The organism is Finegoldia magna, assembly GCF_002243175.1.
Taxonomy (GTDB): Bacteria; Bacillota; Clostridia; order Tissierellales; family Peptoniphilaceae; genus Finegoldia; species Finegoldia magna_J.
The window spans coordinates 147,800-168,146 of sequence record NZ_NDYF01000009.1; the positions used below are offsets into that span (position 1 = coordinate 147,800).

The 20,347-nt window shown below is 29.0% G+C and carries 21 protein-coding genes and 2 pseudogenes; all 23 read right to left on the minus strand.

Annotated features, from left to right (window positions below; translation table 11 throughout):
• Window positions 1-102: 102 nt before the first annotated feature.
• Complete coding sequence (locus B9N53_RS03130) at window positions 103-765, minus strand: chromosome partitioning protein ParA (protein ID WP_094203642.1); 663 nt, start codon at window positions 763-765, stop codon at window positions 103-105.
• Window positions 752-991: a hypothetical protein gene (locus B9N53_RS03135; protein ID WP_002836410.1), complete on the minus strand. Its 240-nt coding sequence runs from the start codon at window positions 989-991 to the stop codon at window positions 752-754. Before B9N53_RS03135 ends, B9N53_RS03130 begins: the two co-directional genes overlap by 14 nt.
• Window positions 991-2,574: an AAA family ATPase gene (locus tag B9N53_RS03140; RefSeq protein WP_094203643.1), complete on the minus strand. Its 1,584-nt coding sequence runs from the start codon at window positions 2,572-2,574 to the stop codon at window positions 991-993. Before B9N53_RS03140 ends, B9N53_RS03135 begins: the two co-directional genes overlap by 1 nt.
• Window positions 2,574-3,527, minus strand: coding sequence for a metallophosphoesterase family protein (locus tag B9N53_RS03145; RefSeq protein ID WP_242432391.1), 954 nt, complete (start codon window positions 3,525-3,527; stop codon window positions 2,574-2,576). Before B9N53_RS03145 ends, B9N53_RS03140 begins: the two co-directional genes overlap by 1 nt.
• Window positions 3,528-3,554: 27 nt before the next feature.
• Complete coding sequence (gene recA, locus B9N53_RS03150; RefSeq protein WP_094203644.1) at window positions 3,555-4,646, minus strand: recombinase RecA; 1,092 nt, start codon at window positions 4,644-4,646, stop codon at window positions 3,555-3,557.
• Between the two features lie 68 nt (window positions 4,647-4,714).
• On the minus strand, window positions 4,715-5,251 hold the full coding sequence (gene pgsA, locus B9N53_RS03155) for a CDP-diacylglycerol--glycerol-3-phosphate 3-phosphatidyltransferase (protein WP_035109504.1): 537 nt from the start codon (window positions 5,249-5,251) through the stop codon (window positions 4,715-4,717).
• Window position 5,252: 1 nt separating this feature from the next.
• The gene (locus B9N53_RS03160; protein WP_094203645.1) at window positions 5,253-7,478 is read right to left on the minus strand and encodes a DNA translocase FtsK; all 2,226 of its coding nucleotides are present in this window, start codon (window positions 7,476-7,478) and stop codon (window positions 5,253-5,255) included.
• Between the two features lie 2 nt (window positions 7,479-7,480).
• On the minus strand, window positions 7,481-7,912 hold the full coding sequence (gene dut, locus B9N53_RS03165) for a dUTP diphosphatase (RefSeq protein WP_094203646.1): 432 nt from the start codon (window positions 7,910-7,912) through the stop codon (window positions 7,481-7,483).
• 51 nt (window positions 7,913-7,963) lie between these two features.
• On the minus strand, window positions 7,964-10,108 hold the full coding sequence (locus B9N53_RS03170) for a polyribonucleotide nucleotidyltransferase (protein ID WP_094203647.1): 2,145 nt from the start codon (window positions 10,106-10,108) through the stop codon (window positions 7,964-7,966).
• Between the two features lie 46 nt (window positions 10,109-10,154).
• The gene (gene rpsO, locus B9N53_RS03175) at window positions 10,155-10,421 is read right to left on the minus strand and encodes a 30S ribosomal protein S15 (RefSeq protein ID WP_002838220.1); all 267 of its coding nucleotides are present in this window, start codon (window positions 10,419-10,421) and stop codon (window positions 10,155-10,157) included.
• A gap of 81 nt (window positions 10,422-10,502) precedes the next feature.
• Window positions 10,503-11,429 (minus strand): bifunctional riboflavin kinase/FAD synthetase, encoded by a 927-nt coding sequence (locus B9N53_RS03180; protein ID WP_094203648.1) that lies wholly within the window; start codon window positions 11,427-11,429, stop codon window positions 10,503-10,505.
• Window positions 11,420-12,283: a tRNA pseudouridine(55) synthase TruB gene (gene truB, locus B9N53_RS03185; protein WP_094203654.1), complete on the minus strand. Its 864-nt coding sequence runs from the start codon at window positions 12,281-12,283 to the stop codon at window positions 11,420-11,422. Before truB ends, B9N53_RS03180 begins: the two co-directional genes overlap by 10 nt.
• Window positions 12,267-13,235 carry a DHH family phosphoesterase gene (locus B9N53_RS03190; RefSeq protein WP_094203649.1) on the minus strand — a complete coding sequence of 323 codons (969 nt, stop codon included), beginning with the start codon at window positions 13,233-13,235 and terminating at the stop codon, window positions 12,267-12,269. Before B9N53_RS03190 ends, truB begins: the two co-directional genes overlap by 17 nt.
• Window positions 13,225-13,590 carry a 30S ribosome-binding factor RbfA gene (rbfA, locus tag B9N53_RS03195; protein ID WP_002836426.1) on the minus strand — a complete coding sequence of 122 codons (366 nt, stop codon included), beginning with the start codon at window positions 13,588-13,590 and terminating at the stop codon, window positions 13,225-13,227. Before rbfA ends, B9N53_RS03190 begins: the two co-directional genes overlap by 11 nt.
• A 7-nt stretch (window positions 13,591-13,597) precedes the next feature.
• Window positions 13,598-15,799, minus strand: coding sequence for a translation initiation factor IF-2 (infB, locus tag B9N53_RS03200; RefSeq protein WP_420485233.1), 2,202 nt, complete (start codon window positions 15,797-15,799; stop codon window positions 13,598-13,600).
• Window positions 15,773-15,901: pseudogene (locus B9N53_RS09560) on the minus strand (translation initiation factor IF-2 N-terminal domain-containing protein); the annotation flags it as partial. The gene infB and the pseudogene B9N53_RS09560, both read right to left, overlap by 27 nt.
• 18 nt (window positions 15,902-15,919) lie before the next feature.
• Complete coding sequence (gene rnpM / locus B9N53_RS03205; protein ID WP_002836430.1) at window positions 15,920-16,183, minus strand: RNase P modulator RnpM; 264 nt, start codon at window positions 16,181-16,183, stop codon at window positions 15,920-15,922.
• 25 nt (window positions 16,184-16,208) lie between these two features.
• Complete coding sequence (nusA, locus tag B9N53_RS03210) at window positions 16,209-17,483, minus strand: transcription termination factor NusA (RefSeq protein WP_002836432.1); 1,275 nt, start codon at window positions 17,481-17,483, stop codon at window positions 16,209-16,211.
• 9 nt (window positions 17,484-17,492) lie between these two features.
• Window positions 17,493-17,957, minus strand: a complete 465-nt coding sequence (rimP, locus tag B9N53_RS03215) for a ribosome maturation factor RimP (RefSeq protein ID WP_002836434.1) — start codon at window positions 17,955-17,957, stop codon at window positions 17,493-17,495.
• A gap of 219 nt (window positions 17,958-18,176) precedes the next feature.
• Window positions 18,177-18,476: a hypothetical protein gene (locus B9N53_RS03220; protein ID WP_242432390.1), complete on the minus strand. Its 300-nt coding sequence runs from the start codon at window positions 18,474-18,476 to the stop codon at window positions 18,177-18,179.
• Entirely contained in the window at window positions 18,476-19,459 is a 984-nt protein-coding gene (gene floA, locus B9N53_RS03225) for a flotillin-like protein FloA (RefSeq protein WP_002836436.1), read from the minus strand. Before floA ends, B9N53_RS03220 begins: the two co-directional genes overlap by 1 nt.
• Window position 19,460: 1 nt before the next feature.
• A complete protein-coding gene (locus B9N53_RS03230) occupies window positions 19,461-20,078 on the minus strand; it encodes an NfeD family protein (protein ID WP_094203651.1) in 618 nt (205 codons plus the stop codon).
• A 194-nt stretch (window positions 20,079-20,272) separates the two neighbouring features.
• A pseudogene (locus B9N53_RS09565) lies at window positions 20,273-20,347 on the minus strand (IS200/IS605 family transposase); the annotation flags it as partial.

The window sequence follows — 20,347 nt, forward strand, 5'->3', positions numbered from 1 at the left end:
TTCAATTTTCAATATTCATTAAATAAATCTTTTGGATAAATTTACTCTTTTAGTGTAGTACAAATACCGTTGATTGTCAATATTTAGATATATAATAGAAAATTATATAACATCTATTTCGGATGTGTTATTTCTATTTGTAATTCTATAGTTTATATCTCCGATAGCTGATAAGTGAGCGTTATGGGAAATCATTATAATTTGTTTATTGTATTCCTCACTGATCTCATTGATAAAATTTGCTACATTGTGTATATAGTCTTCACTAACATGCTTACAAGGTTCATCAAGTACAATAATATTGGCAAGATTATTTTCATATAGCATGATAAAAGAAATTCTTAGTGCCAAGGAAACTATATCTACTACTCCACCACCTCTAGCATCGACAATATCGTAGGTAAAAGTTTTAATCTCACCATCAATATCTAAGCTTTCTTCTATAAAAAACTTGGCAGAAGGATTGTTGTTTTTGATTTTTATTTCGATTTTAAAATTCATTTCTTTTTCAAAGATATAACTTAAACATCTACTTACAAGGTTTTCTATTTGAATTTTGGCTTGTTCTCTTGAATATTCTGAAGTCTTATCATAAAGCATTTTTATGATTTCAAGTTTTTCTATTTGCTTTTCAAGAGCATCAATGCTTTTTTTTGTAGCTAATATTTCTTCTTCTATTGATTTTTTTACCGCTAATTCACTTTGATACTTAATTTCCATAGAAGTGATTTTGGATTGAATTTGAGTTAAATCAATTTTTTGCATCAGGAAGAAGCTCCTCAGCTTTTTGTAAATCTTGTTCGATTTGATTTTGTAGTCTAGTAATTTCTGATTCAAGATTTTCAGGATCTATATTTAATTCTTTTAACTGATTAAGTATATCTTCTTTTTGCTTTTCTAAACTTTCTAAGGCGATTTCAGCTCTATTCTTTTCTTCTTTAGCTTTATCAAGTCTTTCTTTTATGTTGTTAAAACGTTCATTAGTATTCATTATTTCCTTAACTCCTTTACTATTCGAGTAACATGATTTTCATCTATTTCGCTTAGACAAAATGGACATATTTTTTCTTTGTAAAGATTTTCTTTGTATTTATTTATCAAGTCATCTATTAAAAAATTACATTCAGCTAATTCTTTAGTATTCTGTTGATAATTCTCTTGTTTTTCATCTAAGGTGTTTTTTATTATTTTTAATTTGGTTAACAATTCGAAAGCATTGTTAATATTTAATAATATAATTTGTAAGTTATTAATAGATTTCAATTTATCTAATTTATCATTTTGGTCTAAAATGATTTTATTAATTTTTAGATATGAAATATTAAGTTTATATAGTTGTATATATTTTTCTTTGTTTTTATCAATTTTATTTATTAATTCTGATACTTTAGATGTATTAATACTTGTTAATACCTTACTATTATTCTTTATTGCTAGGTTAATTTTAGAATAACTTTCATTCAAATTAGATAAATGATTTAAAATTTGGATATCATTTTGAGTATTTAATAAGATGTCATAGGATTTATGCACTTGTTTAAATTTTTCTAATTTACTTTCATAATTTTTAAAACTACTATTTACATAAGTAAATCTTTCATGTAATGGTTTTAAAAACTTCAATAGAGTGAGATTTTTATCGATGTTATCAATAATTTCTGATATCAAATCCGTATATATTAAATTATTCAATTTTACATTACTAGATTCGATACATTTAATTATTTGCTGATAATACTCATATAATTGATAAAGTTTTGAGAAAGAAGAAATATTATCTTCTGTATTCTGCAAAGTTTCTGAACAAATATCTAGTCCTTTGTAGTTATCTAAGTATTTATAACCATTTTTAATCCTGACATTTAATTCAGAAAGTTTAATGGATAATGTTTTCAATATATTTAATTTTTCAGAATTTTTGGCTAAATTATTGTATAGAACTTTTAGATTGTCAATTTTTATTTTATCTTCATTTAAATAATTATATTTATTTAAAGATTCTTCTTTTTCGTTGATAAAACTTTTTTTAAAATTTAATTCTCCTTTTGTGCTTTTTATTTCTTTTGAGACATTTCTGGATGCATTATCCAGTATGTCAATATTTACTAATTTTCCAATTGCATTTGCCTTTGTAGAATCTGTTTCGGACAGCAAAAATGAATTTTCTAATTGAGAAGCAATTAAAATATTGTATTTTTCGTTCAAGAGATTAACTTTTTTAAAAAGAAAATCATCTTGAATTTCTGATGGTATTTCTCTACCGAAATTTTCATATTTCTTAATATCTTCACTATCAGGATTGTTTTTAATGTAGTAATAATTAGTATTACCTTTTCTACCTCTTAAAATAAAATTGCCGTTGTTAAATACAATTTTGACTTCAACATTATTATATCCATTTCTGATTAATAAATCAGTTGTGTAATCATTGAATAAGACCCATGATAGAGCTCTAATTAAGGCAGTTTTTCCACTATCAGAAGCACCTGTAATTAAGTTTACTTTTTCTGAAAGCTCAAAATGACCTTGTTCGTATGACTGAAAATTAGTTAAATATATATCGGTAATATACATTATTCTATTCTCCTTATGGCTTCATCAATGATCTCTTCATCTATTTTCATTTCTCTTCCTATGGATTTTAAATTGTTATTGATGTCTATAATCGGATTGCTTGATAATTTTGAAAGTCTTTCTTTTATATCCAGTAGGCTTTTGTTTTTAATCGAATACGGGTTTATTTTATCGTCGGAAAAAATTTCACCGCTATTTTTAGCACTTTTTAGAAAAATTTCTTCAATTTTGATATCATCTTTTGTAAGTTCGATTATCAAGACCTTAGGTCTTCTTTTTCTTTCTGATTCAGTATTAGTCATTCTAGCAATACTTCCTGGATTTGAGAAATACTTTTCATTGACCTTTACAGTCTTAAATCCAGTATGATAGTGTCCACTTAACACAATATCACAATCAGTATCCATAATTTGATCGATTAAAGTATACTCAATTTGTTCAATAAATTTCTTATACAGTAAAAAACTGTGTATCATTAGTATATGATAGTCTATATTATCCAGTCTTTTCGGATAATAATGAGATTTATCTGATGAATCAATATCATGAGTATATGGTTGGCCAGAGATTTGAACTCTCAAACCATCTTTTTCAATTATCTTAGGCTTATCTTCTTCAATTAGTTCCAATACATCTAATGAATTGTATAGTCCCATCATAGCTCTATCTATAGAGTTTGGATTATAACCATATATATCATGATTCCCGCTTATTATATGAATTTTCTTCGGAAAAGTTTGAAATAATTTACCAAATTTAGATGCTGTTTTTATTCCAACATCTGCTTTATCAAACAAATCTCCACCGTGAAGTATCATGTCAACATTTTTTTTTATTGATATTTCCCTTATTTCTTCAATTTTTTTATAAATAGAATCTTCATAATCATCTATTCTAGATCTAGGATTCCTAGATTTTATATGTGTATCTGTAAAAAATAATATCTTCATCATAGAAATAATGGGCAAGTAATACTTGCCCTAGTCTAATTCATCCTCACTTATTTCGTTATTCGATTCGTCTTTTATATCATCGTTATTTTCTGTTTTGATAGCCTCTGAATCCTCTTTTGATCTTAATCCATAAAATTCATAAGTTTTATCGATAATTTCTTCTAGTATTTTTGGATTTTCTTCTAAAAATACTTTAGAGTTTTCTCTACCTTGTCCTAATTTTTCATCTTCATAACTATACCAAGCTCCTGCTTTTTTTACAACTTTGCAGTCAGTGGCTAAATCTAATATTGTACCTATTTTAGAAATACCTTCTCCGTACATAATGTCGAATTCTACTTGTTTAAATGGAGGTGCTACTTTGTTTTTGACGATTTTAACTTTAGTACGATTTCCAACAATATCGTCACCTTTTCTGATAGCTTCTCCCCTTCTAATTTCAATTCTAACTGAAGAATAGAATTTTAAAGCTCTACCACCCGTTGTAACTTCAGGATTACCAAACATTATTCCAACTTTTTCTCTAAGTTGGTTAATGAATATAACTGTACAATTGCTTTTTGAAATAACACCTGTTAGTTTACGTAAAGCTTGAGACATTAATCTTGCTTGTAGACCAACATGGCTATCTCCCATATTGCCTTCTATTTCAGCTCTTGGAACTAGTGCTGCAACAGAGTCAATTATAATAATATCTACAGCAGAACTTCTCACAAGAGAATCACATATTCCTAAAGCTTGTTCACCTGTATCTGGTTGTGAAATGATAAGATTGTCTGTATCTACACCTAAGTTTTTAGCATAAATTGCGTCTAATGCATGTTCAGCATCTATAAAAGCTGCTGTTCCACCCATCTTTTGCGCTTCAGCAACTACATGGAGTGCTAAAGTAGTTTTACCAGAAGATTCAGGTCCATAAATTTCGATTACTCTACCTCTAGGCAGACCACCTATTCCTAAAGCAACATCCAAGTTTATAGCTCCAGTAGGAATAGCTTCTATATCTTTTTGGACATGATCTCCAAGTTTCATTATAGAGCCTTTTCCGAATTGTTTTTCAATGCTTGCAAAAGCTTCTCTTAAAGCTTGATCTTTTTCAGATCCATTAGCAAAATCCATGACTACCTCCTAAAAAATTAAACAGAACATAAGTTCTTGTATTTATTATACCACAAACCAAAAAATAATTATATATTTTTTAAATCTAAAACATTAACATTCTTATAAATATAATCACATAAGCTGATTACAGTTAATACAATCGAAATATAATATAGGTACATGTCTAAAGCAAATCCCAATTTATCCCCGGTATTAATCAAAATCAAAACAATAGCGATAAATTGAGTCATCGTTTTAGATTTTCCCCAGTAGCTTGCTGCTAAAGTAACTCCGTTAGATGCAGCTAATATTCTGAATCCACTAATAGTAAGTTCTCTTAATACAACTATAACCACGCTCCATGCAGGAACTTTTCCAAGTTGAACTAAAACAATCAATGCACTGCAACTCAACATTTTATCAGCTAATGGATCCATGAATTTACCAAATGTAGTAACTAAATTTTTCCTTCTAGCGAGTTGACCATCAATAAAATCTGTTATTGCAGAGATTATAAATATTAATGCAGGTATATAATTGTCTGTTTTGAATACCAGTAATGATGCAACAAAAAATGGTATTAAAATAACTCTTAATGTTGTGAACTTATTTGCAATATTCATTTCAATCACGTCTTTCTAAATAATCTTTAGGTATTAAAATTTTTCTAGGTTTGCTTCCCTCACTAGGACCAACAATACCTTTTTCTTCCATTTGATCTATTATTCTTCCAGCTCTAGCATACCCTATTTTTAATTTTCTTTGTAATAAAGAAATTGATGCAGAATCTTCATTCAAAATAATTTCTACAGCATCTGTAAATAAAATATCTGTATCGTCATCTTCAAGATCAATACTCTCTGATTTATCTATGTCTTCTATAATTTCTTCTTTATAATTAGTTTCATTTTTATTTATTAAAAATTTAACTACATTGTCCACTTCTTCATCAGATATAAAAGCGCCTTGAACTCTACTAGGTTTTGCCATTGATGAAGGGAAAAATAACATATCGCCTCTTCCTATAAGCTTTTCTGCACCAGATTGATCTAGAATAGTTCTAGAATCTATTTGGCTACTAACAGCAAAAGAAATTCTAGACGGTACATTTGCTTTTATTGTACCAGTAATAACATCCACTGTTGGTCTTTGAGTTGCAATGATTAGATGGATACCACATGCTCTAGCCATTTGTGCTAGTCTGCAAATAGCATCTTCAACATCATTTGCTGAGACCATCATTAAATCACTTAATTCATCTATTATAATAACAATATAAGGTAGTTTTTCAAGTTCATCATTTTTATTTTTCTTATTATACGCTTTGATATCTCGAACGTGATTTTCTGAAAATATTTGATATCTTCTTTCCATCTCTCTTACAGCCCAATTTAAAGCGGCGCTTGCTTTTTTAGGATCCGTAACAACTGGAATAGCAAGATGTGGAATATTGTTATATATGCTCAATTCTACAACTTTTGGGTCAATTAATATGAGTTTTACATCATTTGGATTTGACTTATACAAAATACTCATGATTATTGTATTGATACAAACGGATTTACCACTACCTGTAGCTCCTGCTATAAGTAAATGAGGCATTTTATCTACAGAAGTTACAATACATTTTCCAGAGATATCTTTTCCTAATGCTATTGGCATTAACGATTTTTCTTTTACAAAATTGTCAGACATTAAAATCTCTTTTAACATTACAGAATTTTTAACATCATTTTCTACTTCAATTCCCACTACAGATTTGCCAGGAATTGGAGCTTGAATTCTAATTCCACTAGTAGCCAATGAAAGTGATAAGTCATCTGCTAGATTAACTATCCTTGAAACTTTGACACCTGCTTTAGGCTCTAATTCGTAGCAAGTAACAGTAGGACCTCTATCAATTTGAACAACAGTAGCATCTATTGAAAAGTTTTTTAGAGTTTCTTCAATCATCTTTGCTTTTTGTAATACAGAATCATCATTGTCTTCCATGTATTCCGCATTTTTTAAAAGCTCTAATGGAGGAAAAGTATAATTACTTTGTCCAGAAAATTCACCAAAGTCTATAACAGATAGTTGTTCTCCAGATTCTTTTTCATTAGATTTATAATCGTTGAGTTTTGGTTTTGGGGGTTCAGAATCTATTGATTTCTTCAAATCAGATTTCTCTTTAATAATTGAATTTTTAGAAATTCTTTCTTTTGTAGGTTTATTTTGCTTAATCTCATGCGATTTTTCGATACTTTTATTTTTTTTGTTCTTTTCATTTTTTGTTTTTATATCTATAAATGTCTTTTTAACAAAAGCAAAAAATTTTTGAAATAACTCTTTTAAAGTTAAATTCATTATTGCAGATATTAAAAACAAAGAACAAAAAACAAGTGCAACATATAAACCTATGTAGCCTATAGCCATGTTTAGTATTGATGCTATAATAGCTCCTATTACTCCAATACCACTATATTCATTCGCTAAATTTAAATTCAAATCAATCCTTTGATTAATATTAAGATTTGGATAGTTTGATATATTAATTAAACTCATTACAAAAATTGAAGAAACAGCCAATATATAAGTAATTTTTCTTAGTTTATCTCCATGGTTTATATCAGAAATCGTAGATATAGTATACAGTATACCTAATGATATAAAAACATATGAAAAGATGCCAAAAGTATTGAAATATATATTTTTTACAATAATTCCCAAAACACCAACTCTACTACTAGCCATGAATATAAGTGAAATAATTAACACTAATATAATTATTAATTTTTTTGAAGAGTTAGCATTTTTTTTGCTATTAGATTTTGATTGAGTTTTGTTTCGTGATTTAGTATTTCTAGCCATAATTAGTAGCCTGTATGGCCAAATCCGCCATCATTTCTATCTGTAGCATCTAATACTTCAACTTCTTCGAATTCAATATTTTCGTATTTTTGTAGTATCATTTGACAAATTCTATCCCCCGATGAAATTGTATATTTTTCATTCGACAAATTGACTACAGGAATTCTTAATTCTCCTCTATAATCACTGTCTATAGTGCCAACGCAATTTATCAGAGTTATTCCATGCTTAATACTCAAACCACTTCTTGGTCTGATTTGAACCTCATAACCTTCTGGAATTGCAATATATATTCCAGTAGGTACAAGAGTTCTTTCAAGTGGTTTTAAAGTTATATCATTTTCCGTATAAGCTCTCAAATCCATACCACTAGACCCAATTGTTGAATATTTTGGTAGAGGGTTATTAGATTTATTAATAATTTTAACTTTCATAATGTCCCCTTTCAAAAATATAGTTGAGTAATAAAATTACTCAACTATTAATTATTTATCTTCTGTATTTTGATCTTCAGATTTTTTATCAAAATTCTTTTTTTCTTTTCTTTCTGGTTTTGGTAAAAGAGCTTTTCTGGATAATGTCATCTTACCTTGGTCATCTATATCCATAAGTTTTACCATAATTTCATCGTTTTCTTTTAAAACATCTTCAACTTTATTAGTTCTTTCATGAGCTATATTAGAAATGTGAAGAAGACCTTCTTTTCCAGGTAATATTTCAACAAAAGCACCAAAATTCATAATCTTAGTAACTCTTCCTAAATATTTTTCACCAATTTCTGGTTCTCTAACTATTTCTTTAATCATATCTATAGCTCTTTGTGCACTTTCAGTGTTTTCACCAGCTACTGTAATTTTACCATCATCTTCAGTATCTATTTTAACGCCGGTTTCATCAATAATTTTGTTTATGACTTTTCCACCTGGTCCAATAACTTCTCTTACTTTTTCAGGTGCAATATTAATTACCATAATTCTAGGAGCATACTTTGAAATTTCTTTATTTGGTTCACTTATACATTCGTTCATTAACGATAATATATGAAGTCTACCAACTCTAGCTCTTTCTAAAGCTTCAGTTAATATTTCTTCAGAAATTCCTGTAATTTTAATATCCATTTGCAATGCAGTTATACCATCTTTTGTACCTGCAACTTTAAAATCCATATCTCCTAAGTGATCTTCCAAACCTTGAATATCGGAAAGAATTACAACATTATCATCTTCCTTAATCAATCCCATGGCAATACCTGCAACAGGTTCTTTTATCGGAACACCTGCATCTAGTAAACTAAGAGTTGAACCGCATACAGATGCTTGAGAACTAGAACCGTTTGAACTTAAAACTTCAGATACTACTCTTATTGTGTAAGGGAATTCTTCTTCTGATGGAATTACAGGTAATAGAGCTCTTTCAGCTAAAGCTCCGTGACCAATTTCACGTCTACCTGGACTTCTTAAAGGTCTTGCATCCCCAACAGAGTAAGGTGGGAAGTTGTATTGATGCATATATCTTTTATCTTCTTGTTCAATTAGTCCATCTAGTACTTGTGCATCAGAAGGAGTTCCTAATGTTGTAACAGATAAAACTTGAGTTTGACCTCTTTTAAACAGACCTGAACCATGTGGTCTTGGCAATATATCAACATCACAAGTTATTTCTCTAATTTGATCAAGTTTTCTATTATCAGGTCTGATATGATCTTCTAATATTAAACGTCTTACTTCTGATTTTTCTAAATCATCGTATATAGTAGAAACTTTTGAAGCTATACTTTCATCATATTTTTCAACAAAATGATCTACTACGCTTCTTTTGAGAGTATTAATGTGATCTTCTCTATCTAATTTATCTTTATTAACTGTAATTTTCTTCAAATCTTCAATGCAGAATGATTTAACTTCTTCATCTAACTCTACATTTTTTTCTGGCTGAATGAATTCTTGTTTTGGCTTACCACATTCTTTTTGAATTGACTCAATAAATTCACATATTTTTTTAATTTCTTCATGTGCTCTAAGTATAGCTTTTAATACTTGTTGTTCAGTAATATTATTGCATCCAGCTTCAACCATCATAATAGCATCTTTAGTACCAGCAACAGTTAATTCAAGATCTGATTTATCTCTTTGTTCTTGTGTTGGATTAATAATAAATTCACCATCGATCATTCCTACGGCTACAGAACCAGTAGGTCCTAAGAAAGGAATATCTGAAATGCTCAATGCTATAGATGAACCTATCATAGCTAAAATATCAGGAGTATTGTCTTGATCCACAGAAAGTGCAGTAGCTATAACTTGTACATCGTTATGATATCCTTCTGGGAATAATGGTCTTAATGGTCTATCTATTAATCTAGCAGTTAATGTAGCCTTTTCACTAGGTCTACCTTCACGTTTAATAAATCCTCCTGGAATTTTTCCGACAGAATAAAGTTTTTCTTCAAAATCGCATGTTAATGGGAAGAAATCAACTCCCTCACGTGGCTCTTTTGATCCTACAGCAGTAACTAGAAGTACAGTTTCTCCAGATTGAATTAAACATGCTCCATTAGCTTGTTCAGCAACTTTTCCAATCGTAACTTCTATTTTTTTACCGCATAAATCATATTCGTATTTTTTTATCATATATTCTCCTTATAAATAAAAAGAGCGGAAAAACCCGCTCTTTAAATTATCTTCTAATGTTTAATCTTTTAATTAAATCACGGTATCTTTCAATGTCTTTATTGCTAAGATAGTTAAGAAGATTTCTTCTTTTACCGATCATTTTGAAAAGACCTCTTCTTGAATGGTGATCATTCTTATGAGACTTTAAATGTTCAGTTAAGTAGTTTATTCTGTAAGTCAATAAAGCTACTTGAACTTCTGGAGAACCAGTGTCTCCTTCTTTTGTTTGGTATTCTTTGATTATTTCTTCTTTGATTTCTTTGTTGTACATAATTTCCTCCATAAAATTTAATATTCACCATTACAGCGATATCGTTGAGGTTTCGAATATCAATGTAACAGTAGTACTTATTTATATTATCATATAATCTTGTAATTGTAAATCTAAATCTTGGTTTTTTGCAAAATTATAATCGCTTTTTAATTTATTGATAAGTTCAATCTCAGAATTAAATTTTACATTATCTCTTATTTTTTTTATGAATACTAGCGTTAATTCTTTTCCATACAAATCACCTTTAAAATCTAATATATGAGTTTCAATTTTAACATCATGTTCATCGTATGTTAGATTTTCTCCTATTGATGTTATACCTTTGTATAATTTGTTATCATAAATAACGTTAGTATAATAAACTCCTGCTGCTGGTATAATATATTCTTTGCATTCCAAATTAGCAGTAGGATAACCTAAATTTCTTCCTCTATGTTTCCCGTCAATTACAACTCCCTTAATGCTAAATGGTCTGTAAAGCATTGAATTAGCATTTTCAATTTCTCCATTTATTAAAAATTTGCGTATTGTTGTCGATCTAATAGGGACACCATTAATAAATTGGTCATCTATAATATAGAGTTTATAATTAAAAACTTTTTGGTAATTTTCTAAAGTAGATACATTACCAGATGCACTAATGCCAAATTTGAAATCTTTGCCAACAACTAAATTTTTGAAACTAGTATGTTCTTTCACATAATCTAAAAACTCTTCAGGTTTTAAGGATAAAAAAGCTTTATCAAATGACTTGATTAAACAATAATCTACATTCATTCTTCTTAAGAGATTGATTTTATCATCCATTGTTAATATATTTTTAAACTTACCATCGTCTAAAACTTCTGAAGTATGTGACTTGAATATAATAACACCTGATTTACCTAAGCTAACACATTTATTTATAAGTTTTTGATGTGCTAAATGTAATCCATCAAAATTTCCTAAAGTAATAGCATCAATATTAATTTTTACGTTATCTTTGTCTAAATCAATTATTTGCATATATCAAATACCTTATTCATTTTTAAAATATTATCTTCAATACTACCAATTCCAATAAATTTATTATTACAAATTACTTTAATATTATCAATGTTTTCATGGTTTATATTTATTTTAACACCATTGGTTATTTTTTTATATAAATTATCATCAAGTTCGATAGATTTCATTTCTGTCAAACTTTCATAGACTGAAAATGATACATCTCCAATGTTACATTTTCTAAGCGATTCTATTTTTACTGAATCTTTTATGTCAAAACCTCCAGAATTTACTCTGATAAGAGATTTCATATATGCTAATCTATCTAATTTTTTAGCAATATCTTCAATCAAAACTCTAATATACGTTCCCTTAGAACATTTAACTTTGATTATACAAGAATTTTCTAGAAGATATAATGGTTCTATATTATAGATTGTAATTTTTCTGGATTTTCTCTTAATTTCCTTGTTTTCTCTTGCGTATTCATAAAGTTTTTTTCCATTTACCTTAACTGCGGAATACATAGGAGGTACTTGGTCAATGGTTTTACCATTTAAATCATCTAAAATTTCCTTTAATTTTTCTTTATCGTATGTTTTCTCTGAAAAACCTGTGACATTACCTGATAAATCAAGAGTATCTGTACTTGTTCCAAAACACATTTCAAATATATATGTTTTACCATATTCCATTAGATATTCTGTTATTTTAGTTCCTTTTCCAACGCCTAATAACAAAACTCCGGTAGCATCAGGATCTAGAGTACCAGCATGTCCAATCTTCTTAGTTTTTAAAATTCCTTTACATATAGAAACAACATCCTGAGAGGTATATCCTTTTTCCTTAAAAACATTAATTACGCAATCCATATCTATCAATTTCTTCTTTAATTTTATTTAACACTGCGTCATAATCACCGGTAATTTTAGTGGCAGCAGCATTCTTATGACCGCCTCCACCAAGATTTTTGGCAATTGATCCTACATCAATATTTCCTTTGCTTCTGAAACTAACCTTGTATTCATTTTCAGTTTGTTGTTTAATTAATACTGATATTTTGATTTTGTCAGTATCTCTGAAAGTATTAATTACACTATCAATATCTGAAATTTCAACATTATACTTATTTAATTGATTTATCATTACAAAACCAATTGCAACATGATCATTATAAATTTCAGTCTTGGATAAGATTTCATTTTCTAATAGTTGTGCTTCAAATTTTTTTGATTGATAAATTAATTCGTTGATTTTCATCATGTCTGCGCCATATTCAACTAATTTAGAAGCTTTAGCTAATGTATCAGCAGTTGTAGCAGAATATAAAAATCTTCCAGTGTCAGTTGATATTCCAGTTAAAAGTGACATCGAAATTTCTTCATCAATTGGTAAACTTACTTCGTTAATTACATCAAATACTAATTCACAAGTTGAGCTATAACCTTTTTTAACAATGTTGACGTCACCGTAAAACTCATTACTTTGATGATGGTCAATATTTATTCTGTATCTTGCTTTATTAAATAAATCATCAATATTACCCAATCTCTCATAATTAGCACAATCTAGGCATATTATCATATCAATATTAATATCTGTATTTTCTGATAGCAATTCCAAATTTGGCAAAAATTTTAAATTTTCAGGAATTTTGTCAAACTCAATAGGATAAACTTTTTTTCCTAAATTGAGTAAACTTTTTGATAAAGCAGTTAACGAACCTAAGTTATCACCATCTGGGTCTAAGTGAGAAATCAGAGCAATTGAACTTGCTTCGTTCAATTGCTCTTTAAATTTCAAGATTTCATCATTAATCTTCATTATAGTTTTCCTCATGAATTGATTTTATTAGATTTTCAATATGCATACTTTGCTCACTTGTTTCATCAATTTTGAAAATCAGTTGTGGTACGTGTCTTAAATCTACACTTTCACCAATTTGTTTTTTTAAGAATCCTTTTGCTTTGTTCAATCCTTCAAGAGTTTGTTTTTTCTTTTCATCATCGCCTATTACAGCTATATATACTGTAGCAAAACTCAAATCATTTGTTACTTTTACGTCAGTAACAGAAACATTTAGTTTGTCAATTCTAGGATCTTTTAGTGAATTAATTATAGAACTTGAAATAACTTTTTTGATTTCTGATGAAATTCTTCTTACTCTTTTAATATTCATAATTCTCCTATCTTTGTACTTCGTTTAGTACATATGCTTCCAGTACATCTCCTGGTTTAATGTCATTATAATTTTCTAAGCCCATTCCGCCTTCATAACCTTGAGTTAATTCTTTAACATCGTCTTTATATCTCTTCAATGAAGAAATAGGACCTTCAAAAATTAATATTTCATCCCTTAATAAACGAACCACAGCATTTCTAGTTACTTTTCCTGTGTTTACATAAACGCCGGCAACAGTACCTACTCCTGGAACTTTGAACGTATCTCTAACTGTAGCTCTACCTAAAACTTCCTCTTGATATTGTGGTTTTAACATACCAGTGATTGCATTCTTTACATCTTCTATAGCATCATATATAACTCTATAAGTTCTTATTTCTATAGATTCATTCTTTGCCATATCCAAAGCCACTTGAGTTGGTCTTACGTTAAATCCGATTATTATCGCACTTGATGCAGATGCTAAGTTAACATCAGATTCAGTAATACCACCTACTGCACCGTGAATAATATTAACCTTGACTTCATCGTTACTTAGTTTTATTAATGATTGTTTAATGGCGTCAATCGTACCTTTAACATCAGTCTTTATTATAATATTAAGATCTTTAGTTTCTCCGTCTGAAATTTTGCCAAATAATTCGTCTAAGTTCATAGTTGAAGAAGACTTGATTTGTTCTTCACGGTTATGATCTTTTATTTTTTGAGCATAATTTCTAGCTTCTTTTTCATCTTTTACAGCATATATCATATCGCCAGCTTCAGGTACTTCGTTTAAACCTAAAATCAAAACTGGTGTTGAAGGACCTGCCTTTTTAACTTGCTTACCTTGATCATTAAACATGGCTCTGATACGACCACTTGCTTGTCCACTAAATACCATATCAGAATGTTTTAAAGTACCCTTTTGAACTAAAATTGTAGCAGTTGGACCTCTTCCCTTGTCTAATTGTGCTTCAATTACTGTACCTACAGCAAGTCTATTTGGATTAGCTTTTAACTCTTCCATTTCAGCAACCATTAAAATCATTTCAAGTAATTCATCAATACCTTCACCAGTTCTAGCAGAAACTGGGACTAAAACTGTATCTCCACCCCAGTCTTCAGGTACCAATCCATTTTCAGCTAATTCAGTTTTTACTCTTTCGATATTAGCATTTTCTTTATCTATTTTATTAACAGCTACAATTATTGGAACGCCAGCAGCTTTTGAGTGATTTATGGCTTCCACCGTTTGAGGCATTACACCATCATCTGCAGCAACTACCAATATTGAAACATCTGTTACTTGTGCTCCTCTGCTTCTCATTGCTGTAAAAGCTTCGTGACCTGGTGTATCTAAGAATACTATTTTTTTGTCGTTAACTCTAATAGTATACGCACCAATATGTTGTGTAATTCCTCCGGCTTCTCTACCAGCTACTCTAGAATTTCTAATTCTGTCAAGTATAGATGTTTTACCGTGGTCAACGTGTCCCATTACAGTGATGACAGGTGGTCTTTCTTTTAAATCCTCATCTTTATCTTCAAAATCTAGGTTAAACACGTCATCGTCATCAAAATCTTCGACTTCATCTTGTTCAACGATAACATTGAATTCACCAGCTACTAAACTTGCAGTATCAAAATCAATTTCTTGGTTTTGATTTGCCATTATACCTAATTCCATAAGTTTCATTATTAATTCACTAATAGATACACTTATTTTTTCAGATAAATCTTTTACTGTGATTGTAGGTTGAATAATAAATTTCTTAGGTTCTTTTGATTCATTTTTGATGACTTGTTCTTTTTTATTTTGATTATTATTTTTATTATTGTTGCTGTTTTTGTTATTTCTATTATTCTTATTATTGTTAGAATTTTTGTTTTTATTATTTTTAAAATTCTTATTCTTTTTCTTATCATTAGAATCATGTTTTTCATTCATTTCAGATTTGTTTTTGTGTTTTATCTTATCGAAATGAGATACAGATTCATCATCTTTATTTCTTGGATGCTTAGGTTTAAATCTTTTTTTAGAATTATTATCTTGTTTATTCGTTTCTGTATGTGATTTATTTTCTAGCTTTGCATTTGAGTCTTTATTTACAACTTGTTTATTTTCTTTTTTTGAATTACTGTTATTTTGATTATTTTGAACTTTTTTTGGTTTTTCATAAAAAGATTTAACTTTTGATATTTGGTCTTTATCTAATGTTGACATGTGACTTTTAACTTCAATTTTGTTCTCTCTTAATTTGTTCATTAAGTCTTTTGTTGAAACATTTAATTGTTTTGCCAATTCGTATACTCTTATCTTTTCCATACAAAGACCTCCTTTTGATTAATCTTCTACATGGTTAATTAACTCCTCATATATAAGTGCGTCTACATCTGTTTTTAAAACCTGACTTAGTCTTCTGTTTTTCTTTGCCTTGTTTATGCATTTTATATCCTTGCATAAATAAGCTCCTCTGCCATTTTTCTTGTTTGTCAAATCTACGGAAACTCCGTCATCTTTATTAAAAACAACTCTTATTAGTTCTTCCTTTGGTTTATTTTCACCACAAACAACACATTTTCTTAAAGGAATTTTTTTAGTTTTCATTTAATACTCCAAAACTTAAATACATTTAATTTTCAGAATCTTCTGCAATTTCAGTGTTTTCGGAATCTAAAGAATTATTGTCTTCAGTATCCTCAATATCTTCAATTTCTTCTATATCATCTGATTCATGATATTTAATTTTATCAAATACTTTGTCTTTATCTTCATCTCTAACTTCAATACCATTAGATTCTAGAAAATCTACTTCTCCATCGAATTCAACAGACAAGCTTCCATCTTCATAAGATTCTAGGTATTGGTTAAGCCCTTTGATGTCTATTTTCCAGTTAGTTAACTTAGCTGCAAGTCTAGCGTTTTGTCCTTCTTTTCCTATAGCTAGAGACAATTGATCTTCTGAAACAATTACACGGCATATTTTTTGAGCTTCGTCAATGAATGTCGCTATTACTTCAGATGGACTTAAACTATTAGATATGAAAGTCTTAATATCTTTTGACCATATAACAATATCAAGTTTTTCGCCATTCAACTCATCCACAATAGACTTAACTCTGGTTCCACTGAAACCTACACATGAGCCAACTGGATCGACATTTTCATCATTACTGAATACCGCAATCTTAGTCCTTGATCCAGGTTCTCTTGCAACGCTAAAAATCTCAACAGTTCCATCATTTATTTCCGGAACTTCTAATTCAAATAATCTTTTAATTAAAGAATTATCAGTCCTTGATAGTATTATTTGAGCTCCTTTTGTAGTGTTTTTAACCTCTTTGATGAAAAGTTTTAATCTCTTGTTAGGAGTATATTCTTCAGATTTTATTTGTTCTGAAACTGGTATTATACCTTCTACTCTACCCAAATCTATATAGACAATTCCACGTTCAACACGCTGAACTGTTCCAGTAATTATTTCTTTTTCTCTGTCAATAAATTCGTTATAAATATTATCACGTTCTGCATCTTTTAGCTTTTGAATAACAATATTTCTAGCAGTTTGAGCAGCTATTCTTCCGAAGTTTTTAGGTGTTATTTCAATTTTCACTTTATCACCTAAATCGTATTTACGTTTAATAGTCTTAGCTTCTTCTAAACTTATTTCAGTATTTTTGTCTTCAACATTTTCAACAACAGTTTTGATTGCATATAAATTCACCTTACCGTTGTCTCTATTTATGTTAACTTCTACAGAACTTTCTTCGTTTTCATGGTCTTGATAATCAAAATTTTTCTCATAGCTTTTAATCAATGCTTTTTCTAAAGCATCGAAAACAACTTCTCTTGGTATTTTTTTTGATTTTTCTAATTCATCAAGAGCCTTTATAAAATCATTGTTCATATATTACTATCAATCGAATAATGAAAGCTTAATCGATGATATATTACTCCTTTCAATTTTAATTTGATTTTTTTCTAATTCCAAAGATATTTCTTGATCATTGAAATCTTTTAAAATACCTTTGAACTCTTTCTTACTATCTAATTTTTGATATAAATTTACTATTACAACATTCCCTAAATTTTTTTTGAAATCTTTATCTCTAGTGAATGGTGTAGTTATATCTACTGATGCAATTTCTAAATAATAGGGATCTGAAATAGGATCTATTTCGTCTAGTTTGTCAGTTATTCTATTATTTATTAACTCACAATCATCAATTGATATTAGACCTTCATCCTTTTCAATGTAAAAAGTCAAAATATTTTTCCCATTTTGATTTGAATATTCTACATCATAAAAGTCTATTCCAGTATCTTCAATTAAAGGACTGAGGTCATTATTCATAAGTTCCCTAAGATATTTCTTATTCATATATCTCCTTTTCGTAAATTATTTAAATAAATAAGAGTGGGATTCCCCACTCTTAGCCACAATTTATTCTAGACATATTGTATCATAATTAATCATAATAATCAAACTATCTTCTATTTCTTAAAGACAAAGGCTTATCAATTATTTCTTTCATAATGATAGCTTTTTTTAATTCATCTTTATGTTTAAATTCATCATTAATCTCAACTCTAATAAGTTCTAATTCGTCGTTTTTTCTTCGAAAAAATCTTTATCAATTAATTTTTGATTTTCTTTTCTATTATTAGTTTGCTCAAAATTATCGATATTATTTTGATTGTATTGAGAATTGTTTGATTTATTAGAAGATAATTTCGTATTTGATTTATCTTTTCTTAAATCTTCTAATGTCTTTTTCTTACGATAATTCTTACGGTTAAAGTTTTTTTGGTAATGTCTTGAATTACTAATGTGAATAAAATAATTAGCAAAAAACTTTACAACTATTATCGTAATTACAAGAGATAGAAAAGAAAACATTACTTATCATCCTCTTTAATTTTTTCGCTATTTCCAGAAATAGCTTGTCTCATCTCAGTATCACTTATAATATTTTTCATATTATAATAATCCAAGACTCCCAAATTACCAGATTCTAAAGCTTTAGCGATAGCTAGAGGAACCTTTGATTCACTTTCAACTACTTTCGCTCTCATTGAACGAACTTCTGCTATCATTTCTTGTTCTTTTGCAACAGCCATAGCTCTTCTTTCTTCTGCTTTAGCTTGAGCAATTCGTTTGTCAGCTTCTGCTTGATCTGTTTGTAGTTTTGCTCCGATATTTCTTCCTACATCAACATCCGCAATATCAATTGAAAGTATTTCAAATGCAGTTCCTGAATCCAATCCTTTGTTCAATACAGTTTTTGAGATTGAATCTGGATTTTCAAGCACAGAGGTATGAGATTCTGATGAACCTACAGTAGTTACAATACCTTCACCAACTCTAGCTATTATAGTTTCTTCTCCGGCACCACCAATTAATCTTTCAATATTTGCCCTAACAGTAACTTTTGCTTTAACTATAACTTCAATACCGTTCATTGCTACTGCAGCAATGTTTGGAGTTTCAATTACTTTTGGATTAACAGAAACTTGTACTGCTTCTAAAACATTTCTACCAGCTAAATCAATAGCTGCTGCTCTCTCAAACTCTAACTCAATATCTGCTCTTTGAGCAGCGATTAATGCATTTACTAAAGTATTTACATTCCCACCTGCTAGATAATGCGCTTCAAGTTGATTAGTAGTTAGATTTAATCCTGCTTTTGTTGCTTTAATAAGTGGATTTATAATGTTTTTTGGAATAACTCTACGTAATCTCATACCAATTAATTGTGAAATTTTGACGTGGACTCCTGAAAACTGAGCAGTAACCCATAAACCTACAGGAACTAACGAAAAGAATACTAATAGCAAAATAACTATTAATATAGGTACTAAAAATGGAATTTCAAATGGCATTTTACACTCTCCTTACTATTATTTTAAAATCTTTTATTTCACTAACAACAACCTCGCAACCTTTTGGAATAAAATCTCCCCTAGTAATAGCGTCAATATAATCACCATCTATTTCGATTTTGCCGCTCGGTCTTAAAGGTGTTATAGTAATTCCTTTTTTGTTCAAGTATTTTTTTGATGACTGAGTAAATGATTTTGAATTAGTTTCTTTTAAAACAAATTTATTGAATTTACTTGAGTCAAAATCTTTACTTAAAAATACTAATATAAACAAAATATCAATTGTTATAGCAATAGCTACTGTTAAAAATGCTAGGTACAGATTATTAATAATCATGCTTATTCCTACAATCATTGATAAGACACCCACAATTCCAGCAATAAAACCACCTGGAACTATTAGTTCTAATCCAACGAATAAGAGCCCTATTAAAAATACTAATATCCCCACTATGTTGATATCACCGTGATTATAATAAGACAAAATAAATAGAACAGAAAAAACAGCAGTCAGTACACCGTATTTAATCTTCTTGTTTGATAACATAAGCAGTGTTATACAAATAAATGTTACTGCTAAAAAAATCATACTTAGAATATGATTAGAAAATATATCCATAGAAAACGATAACACCTCCTAAATATCTTTATAACACAATTATACACTAAACAAAGCAATCATAACCACCAGCTTAGCTGGTGGTTTGCTCTGCCCCTATAAGGGGCTGTTGCCTGCAATGCACCTTGTGCATATTGAATGTCCGACAGCTGCACTACATTCTCAATTGACGCTAAAGCGCCTCTTTCTTCTTTTTATTTTTTATTCTTTTTCCCAGTAAATGGGTCTATATACTCTTTCAAACTTATTTGGTCCGCTATATAATCTTC